11 protein-coding genes are annotated in these 12,180 nt (G+C 51.8%); 6 read left to right on the top strand and 5 right to left on the bottom strand.

Annotated elements, in window-relative coordinates:
* Window positions 1-17 precede the first annotated feature (17 nt).
* From ACZ5CE_RS01500 to ACZ5CE_RS01490, 3 genes are all read right to left on the bottom strand, one after another.
* Entirely contained in the window at window positions 18-167 is a 150-nt protein-coding gene (locus tag ACZ5CE_RS01500; RefSeq protein WP_464575995.1) for a DUF5989 family protein, read from the bottom strand.
* An 11-nt stretch (window positions 168-178) separates the two neighbouring features.
* Window positions 179-598, bottom strand: coding sequence for an SxtJ family membrane protein (locus tag ACZ5CE_RS01495; RefSeq protein WP_464575993.1), 420 nt, complete (start codon window positions 596-598; stop codon window positions 179-181).
* A gap of 174 nt (window positions 599-772) precedes the next feature.
* The gene (locus tag ACZ5CE_RS01490) at window positions 773-2,185 is read right to left on the bottom strand and encodes a PEP-CTERM sorting domain-containing protein (RefSeq protein WP_464575991.1); all 1,413 of its coding nucleotides are present in this window, start codon (window positions 2,183-2,185) and stop codon (window positions 773-775) included.
* Window positions 2,186-3,124: 939 nt separating this feature from the next.
* On the opposite strand from ACZ5CE_RS01490, the gene ACZ5CE_RS01485 reads away from it, so the two are divergent.
* From ACZ5CE_RS01485 to ACZ5CE_RS01465, 5 genes are all read left to right on the top strand, one after another.
* Window positions 3,125-3,844 (top strand): N-acetyltransferase family protein, encoded by a 720-nt coding sequence (locus ACZ5CE_RS01485; RefSeq protein ID WP_464575990.1) that lies wholly within the window; start codon window positions 3,125-3,127, stop codon window positions 3,842-3,844.
* Window positions 3,845-3,879: 35 nt separating this feature from the next.
* Entirely contained in the window at window positions 3,880-4,131 is a 252-nt protein-coding gene (locus ACZ5CE_RS01480) for an acyl carrier protein (RefSeq protein WP_464575989.1), read from the top strand.
* Window positions 4,128-4,973, top strand: coding sequence for a hydrolase 2, exosortase A system-associated (locus ACZ5CE_RS01475; RefSeq protein ID WP_464575988.1), 846 nt, complete (start codon window positions 4,128-4,130; stop codon window positions 4,971-4,973). Before ACZ5CE_RS01480 ends, ACZ5CE_RS01475 begins: the two co-directional genes overlap by 4 nt.
* A complete protein-coding gene (locus ACZ5CE_RS01470; RefSeq protein ID WP_464575987.1) occupies window positions 4,970-5,848 on the top strand; it encodes a hydrolase 1, exosortase A system-associated in 879 nt (292 codons plus the stop codon). Before ACZ5CE_RS01475 ends, ACZ5CE_RS01470 begins: the two co-directional genes overlap by 4 nt.
* A gap of 148 nt (window positions 5,849-5,996) precedes the next feature.
* The gene (locus ACZ5CE_RS01465) at window positions 5,997-6,614 is read left to right on the top strand and encodes a tetratricopeptide repeat protein (RefSeq protein ID WP_464575986.1); all 618 of its coding nucleotides are present in this window, start codon (window positions 5,997-5,999) and stop codon (window positions 6,612-6,614) included.
* 62 nt (window positions 6,615-6,676) lie between these two features.
* Here ACZ5CE_RS01465 and ACZ5CE_RS01460 read toward each other — a convergent pair whose 3' ends face one another.
* Complete coding sequence (locus tag ACZ5CE_RS01460; RefSeq protein ID WP_464575985.1) at window positions 6,677-7,711, bottom strand: SDR family oxidoreductase; 1,035 nt, start codon at window positions 7,709-7,711, stop codon at window positions 6,677-6,679.
* A gap of 16 nt (window positions 7,712-7,727) precedes the next feature.
* Window positions 7,728-9,008, bottom strand: a complete 1,281-nt coding sequence (locus ACZ5CE_RS01455; protein ID WP_464575984.1) for a nucleotide sugar dehydrogenase — start codon at window positions 9,006-9,008, stop codon at window positions 7,728-7,730.
* 323 nt (window positions 9,009-9,331) lie between these two features.
* On the opposite strand from ACZ5CE_RS01455, the gene prsT reads away from it, so the two are divergent.
* A complete protein-coding gene (prsT, locus tag ACZ5CE_RS01450; RefSeq protein ID WP_464575983.1) occupies window positions 9,332-12,091 on the top strand; it encodes an XrtA/PEP-CTERM system TPR-repeat protein PrsT in 2,760 nt (919 codons plus the stop codon).
* The last annotated feature ends 89 nt before the right edge of the window (window positions 12,092-12,180 follow it).

Here is a 12,180-nt window from a genome sequence, read left to right as displayed (position 1 = left end):
GTGAGCCGGCTTCCTGCTCAAAAAAGCGTGTAGATGAACGGTGCGATGGCCGATCCCTTGGCAAGAACAATGAGGCCACCCAAGATGAACATTGAAAACAGGATAGGCAACATCCAGAATTTCTTGCGAACACGCATGAAACGCCACAGTTCTCTGATCAGGCTCATAGATATTTCCGTCAAAACTGATTGGTAAAACTATCAGGGCGCGGCCCGGGTGGAGTTCGTTCGATCCAGTAGGTTCGACATTGATAATCCTTCGTCATCTTCAATGGACCATCTTTACGTAGGGCGCGCATGATCACACCCATGGGAGTGATCACCAGGAAAAACAAGATACCGAGAATGATCGGACTGGTTATTTTGTGCAATGCCAGCCCAAATCGCGTCCATAACCGGTTAAGCGGTGCCAACTTCTCAGGCACGGCCAATGCAGCAAGGCCAAAAGCGACTGAAAAAACAATAGCCGGCACCCAGAAGCCCCGCCCCGATAGCAGCAGAAAAAGTGCAATGAGAAGAAAGACAACCGCAAAAACCAGACCGAACGCACGGTTGGATGACCCGACAACAACATCATCCCGTGCTGAGTTCTCTAACATCCATCGTCCCCAATAAATAAGCTCGACATGCAACAAGCATATTGCCCGCGCTTTTCACCCGCCGGCTCGTGTGTCCAGGATACCGTCAACTTGCTATACTATATATGTTATATTACCCAAAGTTCCGCGTAACGTTATCATAAATCCAGCATTTGCGCGACTTCCCGGCGTGGTTCAATCCTTCGAAACAATACTGTCCGGCTGCGCGCAACGAAGATTACTATAGTTCCTTCTACGGCGAATCATTGCACCCATCAGGCCCAAACCGGCTAACAGCATGACATAGGTTTCCGGCTCGGGAACTGCTACCACGAGTTCCGGCTTATAAAGCCATACGGAAGCATCCCAGGTGCCGCCACTCACATGAGTAGCCTCATCCAGAGCGATAAATGCCCCGAGCGCGGAATCGTAGTGCCACTTGCCAAGCACACCCGTCGCGAAACTGCCGTGTGGATGATCCAGGGTTGAGCTCGTTAGCTCATGTACTGTCCACGTGGTATTGGACCCGATTTTGCCATTGGCGTCGGCAAGAACCTCGGCCTCCCAAACGGTGCCGCCGTTCCCGCTCCCATCCCACAAAAATATCGCATTCAGGCTTGGATCATAATCGATCCCGTAGAATGAATTCATGGTGAAGTCCGTACCGTCGGCTTTGACGAGATTGATCCCGATATCCAGGTTGCTCGCGGGGTTGGCAGCATTGGCTTTGTCAAGATCCCAGATAGTCAGGTCTGATGTATAAGGTCCTGTCACTGCAGCCGTCTTTATGTAAAGGCCATGCAACGTGTCAATTGTTGCCGCTGCCTGAAACCCGGCGCTATTCATCGACAAACCTACCTTCTCAAACGTATCCGTGCCGCCATTCCTTACATCCCCCACTGTATAGCGATATAGGGAGGGAAACCCGGATGCATTCTGGTCCGCGGTAAAGTACACGACGTCATGCCCATTCTCGGCGCGATAGGCTGTAGTGCCGTTGATGTAGGATTGAGGTTCGGTCCCGGTGAAGCTCCCATGCCGGTCTATCCACATATCGCCGTTTTGCGGAGGGTTGGCAGTGTTCCATCCGGAATCAGTGCTGCCTCCCAGCTTGGCCGAATCTGCCTTGAGCGGATCCCACATGAATGGTCCCACGCGTCCTTGTGGTGTCTCGAAAATACTCCCTGTTTTGATTGCTGCGCCTCCAAACGTAAGGAACATGTTGTTGATAGGGAGGTATATATTATTGTCGTAAGTGTGAGATGAAGGTGGAGCGCTGCCGCCAATGGTAAACCCTGTTGAAAGATCGACTTTGCTTGGCAACGAGCCCCGACCCCAGGCACCGGTAGCGCCATCCCATACATACATCTCGTTGCCCGCGTAGTTGGCGTGTCCGCCGCCCCAGAGCATCAGGTTTCCTTGTGACGTATCCCAGGCGAAAGAGCTCCAGGCGCGGACGACCCCGGCGGGAAAACCACTCGGCACCGCATCGGCGCCAGTTGGCCACGCATCGGAAAAATAATTAGTGCTCGCCTTGACCCACCCGCCTGCCGGCGTCGCATCGAGCAGTGCGGACAAGCGCTCGAACGAGGTTTCCGCATGCGCCATTTCTGCATATCCCGAAAAGGAAGTCAGGAAGGCAGAAACAAGTACGAGACGCTTCGATCGAATCCTGCTTCCCCGGGAGGAAGGCTTAAAAATCTGCCGCCTATTGAGCTTTATCAATTCATGAACTCCTTATCATTCAAGTCTATACCGAAAAAATTTAACAGATTTTCTTTAGTCAAAATCTCTTAAGGAAGCGCTGAACAAATCCTCACTGGCGCGACAATGACTTTGCGGGATGGGATGCGCGAAAGGCGATGACGCGAATGGTTGATCCCTTTCGCAAGGAGCCTGACAAGACCACCCGCAAAGCCCCATCCCATACGGGCTGCAATAAAATCACGCGGGACCGCGTAGGGCTGAGCAGTGCCTTCCGAAGGAAGATGCAACCACATAGCGGATGCCTGAGCCCCAGCAATAATTTGCGCGGTCTGACACCCCCGCCGCTGCCCGATTTTCGCAAAGTCCCCTCGGGCTGCGCTCCGGAGAGCCTTTACGCTGCGCTTCCTGATATCGTAGTCCAGCTGGGATCCGCGTCGCGCACTTATGATTATTTCGATTTTATACAGCAATGCGCTAAGCGAGGATTTGTTCAATGCTTCTTTAACCGCTTTTCACATAAAAACCTGGAAAAAATGAAGCAAGTTTCATTCCTGTCGGTTTGAAAACTTTAGAAACAATGTATTAAGAGAATAAAACGAAAGCGATGTATGGGTCATTGTAATATTTTTCGACAGATCAATTAGCTCATTTGCTCGGCGACTGATCGGCGACCCTCAAGCAGAATGGCATGAGTCCTTGAATAAACGCGAAAAATCACCGCTATTCTGCAGACTGTTCTCCCTACTTAGTCTGTTAAAATGTTTTCCCCATTTTTTACCATGATAACGAAAATGGCAGTTATGCTGAAAGGTTAGTCACTAAAATATATTCAGGAGTGCGATGATTGCAATAACAAAGCGAAAAAACGCGCTTTCTCAAATGCTGCAACAGTGGGGATGGTTCAATCTCGGTCTTTTTGTGCTCAACAAAATTATCGTCACCTTGTCCAGGGGTTCCTGGCGCTTATATCGATATCACTTGATTGCCCAGCCGGTGCCTTCAGGGGCCTTACTTCCATCAGGACGAGGCAAGAAAATCGAAATCAGGCTCATCGATGAACAGGACGAGGTCATCGGGCAATTTCCGAGACCGGCCGAAGCGATCAGGGAAAGATTCAGGCAAGGAGCAAAATGCCTGGTAGCGTTCAAGGAAGGTCAATTCGTAGGATTCCTGTGGATATTGCTAGGGAGCTATCAGGAAGATGAAGTGCGGGCCCGATATACGCCCTTGCCCAAGGAGCGCGCGGCATGGGATTTCGACGTGTATGTCGAACCAGCCTCGCGCCTGGGATTCACCTTTCTCCGCCTCTGGGATGAGGCAAACAGCTTCTTGATGAGTCATGGTATTTTATGGTCATGTAGCCGGATTTCAGCTTTTAACACGGGCTCGCTCAACGCCCACGCGCACCTTGGGACCCTATCCCTGGGCAGTGCCATTTTTTTTTATGCGGGGCGATGGCAAATCACGCTCGCCTCCATTTCTCCTTATTTCCATCTTTCATCATACCCGGGCTCCTTTCCTGAATTCAGGCTGGATACTCAAGAGCTCGGTAAAATGTGATCTGTTCTGCAAAATAAACCAACCATGGAGCAATTATGCAGCATCTTGAAGAAGTGAGGAATATCTTGTCCGATGTGCTGAGCCTCGGCGAGCGAAAAAACCAGCTCAAGGAGGATTCTGTTTTGCTGGGAAATATTCCCGAATTAGACTCAATGGCTGTGGTCAACGTAATCACCGCGCTCGAAGATCACTTCGGCATCGCGGTGGATGATGACGAGATCAGTGCCCAGACTTTCGAAACCCTCGGCAGCCTAACCCACTTTGTTGAGCAAAAACTGGCTGGATGAAAGAGCCTTTCGCTAGAATTCCGGCTGAACCCTTCTTTTTGAAGACAGATCATGGTACACGATTCTGCCTTTATCATCATCCTCGATCTACTGACAGATGCCGCGGTGCATTGATTTATATTCATCCTTTTGGTGATGAAATGAATAAATCCCGCCGCATGGCTGCCATGCAGGCAAGAGCATTTGCTACTGCAGGATTCGGCGTCCTGCAAATCGATCTGTTCGGTTGCGGGGACAGCAGTGGAGAATTCCGGGAGGCACGCTGGGATATCTGGAAACAGGATCTGCTAGCAGCGAAAGAGTGGATTGAGGATAGGGCCAAGGCTCCCATTAGCCTTTGGGGTCTGCGTCTCGGCGCGTTGCTTGCCCTAGATTTCGCTAAAAGCTCGCCACCTGGAATTCATGGGATCATCCTGTGGCAACCGGTTACCAGCGGAGAATCCTTTGTTACGCAGTTTTTGCGACTGCAATTGGCGAACGAAATGCTGGCGGGAGACCAGGAAAAAAAAGGCAGTACCAGTGTTCTGCGGAGTGCGCTGGCCGAGGGAAAAACATTGGAAGTAGCAGGATACGAACTCGACCCCGAGCTTGCCGCGACTATCGATGGCTTGAAAGCCGCTGATCTGGCAGTAAAGGGAACCTGCATTCACTGGTTTGAAATGGTGGCTGAGGAAGGACGCGCCCTGCCGCCTTCCACAAAGAAGACGGTAGATGCTTGGGGGGAGCAAGACATCGATGTTCATATGCATCTTGTAACCTGCCTGCCATTTTGGGCAACTCAGGAAATTTCCGAATGTTCCCAGTTGATAGCAGCCACAACGGAGGCATATAGCCGGAGATGATGAATAGCGAAGAACGCGCCCTGATCTTCGAATGCCAGGGATCACGGTTATATGGAATACTCCACCTGCCGCAGCATATTCCCTCGAAGGGGGTGGTGATTGTAGTGGGAGGGCCGCAATACCGCGTAGGGAGCCACCGCCAGTTCACCTTGCTTGCCCGTCATCTGGCTGCCAGCGGCACACCGGTCATGCGCTTTGATTGCCGCGGAATGGGAGATAGCGAAGGAGCGCCCCGAACTTTCGAGGACGTCGAGGAAGATATCCGTTGTGCAATCGATGCCTTCTTGAACGAAGTATCTGGGATCAACCAGTTGGTGATCTGGGGATTATGCGATGCAGCGTCCGCGGCGCTCTTCTATGCGCATCGGGATGAACGCGTGGCCGGCCTGGTATTGTTGAACCCCTGGATAAGAACAGATCAGGGCGCCGCCAAGGTCTATCTGAAACACTACTACCGGACGCGTATCTTTCAGCCTGAACTCTGGATCAAAATACGGCAAGGGAACTTCAGCTATAGCAAAGCCTTCCGGTCATTTGCCCGAACCGTCGGGTCGGTGCTGAAGGAAAAAAGAGAGAAAATAATGACGGGGAATGCGAATAATGGTGCACCGTCCACGACTGTTGTTTCCCTGCCCGAACGCATGCTGGCCGGACTCAGCCGTTTCAACGGAAAAACACTTCTCATCCTCAGCGGCAATGATCTTACCGCGCAGGAGTTCTCCGGTCTGGTGAAGGATTCGGCGGAATGGCAGCGGTTGCTAGCCTCCCCGAATGTATCACGCCGCGACTTACCTGAAGCCAATCATACCTTCTCCCGCCGGGAATGGAAGAATCAGGTGGTCAACTGGACCAATGGATGGCTCCAATCGTGGTAGGCTACAGGCGACGCTTTCCTCGAACAGGTGTCAACGGAAAATGAGAGCAACCGCGCGATCTGTAATGCTTGACGAAGGTTTGAGGATTGACTGGAATAACGCAGCTTCCCATTCCAACTGAAGTATTCCTCCGCGCAAAGGAGTCATCATGAAAACTGCGATTCGCGCAACCATGTTGGTATTGGCACTATCCACTACGACAGATCTACTTTCCGCTCCCCATTGCGGAGACTTTGCACTGAAGGGAGGGGATTACACGAACAGTGCGGACAAACAACTCCTGGCAACCGTCGAGCAGTTTCACTTCACTTCTGAGGTGGAGCATTTGAATAGAGGATCTTCCGGAACGGTTGGCAGTGATTTGAGCTACACGCTGATGATGTTCCCCAACCATCACCGCGCGTTGGCGGCAATGTCAAAACTTTCGCTACGAGACAAGACCTTAAAACCCACCGGTGCGAAATATTCGGTCGAATGCTTTTTCGACCGGGCTATACGATTCAAGCCCAATGATGCCGTTGTGCGAATGATATACGGGAGCCACCTGCTAAAAACCGGGAAAACTGATAAAGCTACGGAACAGTTAAAGGAAGCAGTAAACCTCGATCCCGAGAACGCCACCATTAATTACAATCTCGGGTTGCTGTACATGCAACGAAAAAACTACGAGGAAGCAAGGAGCTACGCGAAGAAAGCCTACGAGCTGGGTTTCCCGCTGCCCGGGCTCAAGAATCAGTTGATGCAGGCCGGAAAATGGGAGGAGTAGGTTTCCGACAAGGCGGCAACCGGCACTTTTCAGTCCCTTTTCATAAGGCATTACTTGCGCCTTTATCTTGAGGCAAGGTGGCTGATATACCAGCCCATCGATTGCTCCAGACCCTGACGGAGCCGGTGAGTGGGTTCGAATCCCAACATCTTTCGCGCTTTGGAAATATCAGCCTGGGAGTGCCGTACGTCTCCCTTCCGGAAATCCCCATATTCGGGCCGGTGGTCACGTGCGTGCGGAAACTTTTCCATAAGTAGCGCCTGCATCATTTGATAGAGCTGATTGAGACTGGTGCGCTCATTCAAGGCTACGTTATAGACCTGGTTAACCGCCCCCGAATCCTTCACCAGGGCAGCCAGCAAATTGGCCTGAACCACGTTCTCGACGAAGCAGAAATCCCGGCTCGTTTCTCCATCCCCATTGATGCGCAGAACCTGGTTCCGTATAAGTGCCACGATCCACTGCGGTATTACAGCCGCATAGGCTCCATTAGGGTCCTGCCTCGGCCCGAAGACATTGAAATAACGTAACCCTATGGACTGGACGCCATAGCAGCGCGCAAATACGTCAGCATAGAGTTCATTTACATACTTGGTGACAGCGTATGGGGAAAGAGGCTGGCCAATTACGGACTCGGTTTTCGGCAGGCCGGGATGATCGCCATATGTGGAACTGGAAGCGGCGTATACAAACCGCTTCACATTGGCGTCCCGAGATGCAACCAGCATGTTCAGATAACCCGATATATTGTTCTCGTTCGTACGAATGGGATCGTCTATCGATCTGGGTACGGATCCAAGCGCAGCCTCGTGGAGTATGAAATCAATGCCTTTGCAGACATCTCTGCATGTGTCCAGCACACGAATATCGCCTTCGATAAAGTAGAAGTTGGACCAAGCCTCTTCACCCGACAACGCCTTGACTTGAGCAAGATTGTGCCGATGACCGGTAGAAAAGTTGTCCAGCCCCACTACTTTCTGCCCTAGCCGTAGCAATGCTTCCAGCAGATTGCTCCCGATGAAGCCCGCGACTCCTGTAACCAGCCACCGGTACTGATGATTTTCCAGATGCTCCCGGACCTTTTGATAATGCGTCATCCTTGACTGTTCTTCCTCAAAGCCGCCAGAGGTTGAGCCCCGAGTCGCGCAGCGCCACAGGATCAAACTGGCATTTGACATCGATAAAACAACCATTGGGGGCTATTTTATTGTAAAAATCGGTCAAAGGCCTCGTAACGAATTCACGATGCGAAACCGCGACGATCAACGCGTCGGCACGGGGCAAATCATCCCATGCCTCCAGTTCGACTCCGTATTCATGGCGTGCTTCTTCGGGACTGGCTACAGGATCATGGACATGAATCTCGATTCCGTAGGATTTCAGTTCGCTTATCAAGTCGGCCACCTTGGAATTTCTCAAATCCGGGCAGTTTTCCTTGAAAGAGAGCCCGAGGACGTTGACTCGGGCACCCTTGACGCTGATATCGGCCTTGATAATCTGCTTGATGGTCTGTTCCGCTATAAATTTTGCCATGCTGTCGTTGATCCGCCGGCCCGCCAGAATAACCTGGGGGATGTAGCCGACCATCTCGGCCTTGTGCGTAAGATAATAGGGGTCCACTCCGATGCAATGCCCCCCCACCAGGCCGGGGCGAAAGGGCAGAAAATTCCACTTCGTGCCGGCAGCCTGGAGAACTTCCAGCGTATCAATCTTGAGGCGGTCAAAGATAATCGCCAGCTCGTTCATCAAGGCAATGTTCAGATCCCGCTGCGTGTTTTCTATCACCTTCGCTGCCTCTGCAACTTTGATGCTGGATGCGCGGTGCACCCCCGCGGAAATGATCTCTTCATAAAGTGCGGCAATTTTCTCCAGCGTGCCTTCGTCATCTCCCGAAACCACTTTCAGAATGGTGGTGAGGGTATGCTGCTTATCACCGGGATTGATGCGTTCAGGCGAAAACCCGACATGGAAGTCGTTTTTCCATTTCATGCCTGAAAATTTCTCCAGCACCGGAATGCAGATTTCCTCGGTTGCTCCAGGATAAACGGTGGATTCATAGATAACGATTGCGCCTCGTTTCATGTGCTTCCCGACGGATTCGCTCGCTCCGGTAAGAGCGGCAAAGTCCGGTTGATGGGCGGCATCTACCGGGGTCGGAACCGCGATCACAATAAAATCAGCCCGGTTCAGCTCGGATGGATCATTGGTCACATGCAAATGGCCGGCTGCGCGCATGTCTGAGACCGAGACTTCTCCAGTGGGGTCCACGCCACGCCGGTAACTCTCGACTTTGCTGCGGGAAAGATCATACCCGATGGTTTGCCGTTTCTTTCCAAACTCTACTGCGAGGGGTAAACCTACATAACCCAGTCCAACCACCGCTACCACAGTCATAAGTTATCTCCGTTCTATTTCGAAATTCTTTCTATATTCAAATTTTCTTAGTATAGATATAAACATTGCAAACATACCGTAGCGCGCATGATGTACCCGGATTTGTTTAAAATAAACTGTACTAAAGGCCAATTCTCCCGCAGTTTGTGCCAGCATATCATACTGAGAAATAACGACCAGAATGATAGTATCCTAACAAGCGGATTTTTCAGGCGAGTGAAAAGAACACCTCCCCGAACCCTGAGCTGTATCCATCCGTAATGACGGAAGAAAGGACTTTTATGCATTATTCGAGCAAATCGCCCGCGATAAAGACAACCTTGGTGAACCTGCTGATCCTTGCCACATTCACAAGCCTTGCCATGACGGGCTGCAATAAACCGCAGGATGCGCAAACGCTGTTGGCGGATGCAAAAAGTTATCAGCAAAAAGGAGATAACAAGGCTGCCATCATCCAGCTCAAGAATTCGCTTCAGCAAAATCCGGATGATACAGAGGCCCGATATTTGCTCGGGACCATCTATAACAATATAGGTAATCTGCAGTCCGCGGAAAAAGAGCTGCAAAAGGCCCTGAGCCTGGGAATGAACCCGGCTAAAGTATGGCCAGAGCTAGGGCAGGCCATGCTCGGCCTCGGTCAGTTTCAGCAGCTTCTCGACGATACGCAAACGCTTTCCGGCAATGATGCGTCCGCCGAAATCCTGACGCTGCGCGGCGCTGCCTTCCTGGCTCTTGACAAGGCTCAGGAGGCAAAAAAACTGTTTGAGCAAGCACTTGAGAAGCAACCACATTTTCCTGATGCGATGGTGGGAATGGCGAAGTACTCCCTCATGCAGCAGGATGTCGATACGGCCACCCGCCTTTCGAACGAAGCGGTGGAGAAAAATCCCTCCAGCTCGGATGCATGGCTTTTCAAGGGGGACCTGCTACGCGTCCTTGGCAAAAGTGACCCGGCAATCGCAGCATACAACGAAGTCATTAAAATAAGACCGAATAACACTGCGGCATACCTCAACAAGGCTTTCCTGGAAATTGGGGCGGGGAAGTTCGATTCTGCGAAAGCGGACATCGATGCGGCGCGCAAGATAACTCCCGGCAGCTTGCTGGTCTTCTATACCCAGGCGCTGCTCGACTACAGCCAGGGCAAATACCCTGCCGCGCTGGAATCCCTGCAGCAGGTATTTCGTGCCGCACCCGATCACTTGCCGAGCCTGCTGCTGGGCGGTGCAGTCCAATTGGCGCTTGGATCTCTGCCACAAGCGGAAACGCATCTGAAACAATATCTGGAGAAAGATCCTGGAAACCTCTATGCACGGAAATTGCTGGCTTCTGTTCTCCTGAAGAGCCGAGATGGGCAACGGGCTATTGGTATCCTGACTCCTGCACTGAAGAATAAAAACATCCAGCCCGATTCCCAGCTATTCGCCCTGGCGGGGGAAGCCTATATGCAAACCAGGGATTTCGAAAAAGCGACGGAGTATTTTGAAAAAGCGAGCAGCATGGCACCGGAAAATGCGACGCTTCATGCTGCTTTAAGCATGAGCAAGATGGGGCAAGGCGATAACAATCGTGCCATAGCCGAGCTGGAAGCGGCAAGAAAGCTGGACCCCCAGTCATCCCAAGCCGGCATTCTGCTTGTGATGGCCCATCTTCGTCTCAAGGAATTCGATAAGGCGCTTGCAGCGGCAAAAGCCGTCGAAAAGGAGCATCCGGACAATCCGCTCATCCAGAATCTGAAAGGCGGTATTTATCTGAGTAAAAAAGACGCAGCCAGCGCCCGAGCAAGCTTTGAAAAGGCGCTTTCCCTGCAGCCTTCCTATTTCCCTGCTGTGACCAACCTCGCGCAGCTCGATATGCAGGAAAACAAGCCCGAGGCAGCCAAACGGCGTTTCGAGGCACTTCTACAGAATGACAAGAAGAATATACAGGCGATGACCGCGTTGGCCGGTATTGCCCTCAATCGCCAGGATAACAAGGAAGCCACCATGTGGCTGGAACGGGCATATAAGGAAAACCCGAATGTACTGGAACCCGCCCTGCTTCTGGAAGCTCATTATCTTCGTTTGGGAGAAAAGCAGAAAGCGCTCTCCCTGGTGGAGAAGCTGAGGGGGGCGTATCCTGATAACGCGGATGTTCTCGATTTTCTGGCCCAGGCGCAATTTGCGAACAATGACAAGGCAGGAGCCCTAGAAAGCTACAACAAGCTGGTCGCCATGCTGCCAGGGTCTCCGCTCGCACATTTTCGAATTGCAGCAATCCATATTGCAATGGATAATCTGCCTGCCGCGTCGGACGCACTCAAAAAATCCCTGGCGCTGAAACCAGATTATCTGGATGCGGAGCTGACACAGATTCTGCTGGAAACTCGAAATAAAAACTATGCTGGGGCGCTCGCGGTCTCAAAACAGATTCAGAAGCAATATCCAAAACTGCCGGTGGGCTATGTGGCGGAAGGTGATCTGGAACTGAAGCAAAACAATCCTGCTCTTGCATCCAAGGCATATGAACATGCTCTTTCCCTTGGAAAAGATCCGCTGCTTCTGATGAAGCTGCATGCCTCGCTCAGGCAGACAGGGAAAAAGAGTGAAGCAAATTCGCGTCTGGTGCATTGGCTCAAGGAGCACCCGGGCGATGCGACTGTTCGCATGTATCTTGCCGAAACCTATATAACGGATCGGGAAATCAAGCCGGCAATCGAGCAATATCAAACTGTCCTGCGAACGCATCCACAGAATGTGGCGGCATTGAATAACCTGGCGATGGCTTTGCAGCAGAACAAAGACTCCCAGGCTCTGGAATATGCCGAAAAAGCACACCAGCTTGCCGCAGACAATCCCTCGGTATTGGACACTTTAGGATCGATATTGATAGAACAGGGAAATACCACACGCGGCCTTCCCCTCTTGCGAAAAGCGGCCACGCTCGCCCCGGATATGCCTGAAATCCGCTATCATCTCGCTTTGGGCTTGATCAAGGCAAATGACAAGGCCAGCGCCCGCAAGGAACTGGAACAACTCATCGCCACCGGGAAAAACTTTGCTGATATCGGGGAAGCCAGGGCTTTGCTGAAACAGGTGCAATAAAGCCAGGGTAGCGTCTCCAGGATCTGGAAGCTGGGCGGTAAACGGGGCGATGAAGCCTCAAACAAACGGGATCGCCCGCCAACTTACTC

This window comes from Nitrosospira sp. TNL200 (assembly GCF_055386305.1).
The sequence above is the reverse complement of the archived record's forward strand: the minus strand, read 5'-3'. Positions and strand labels throughout refer to the sequence as shown.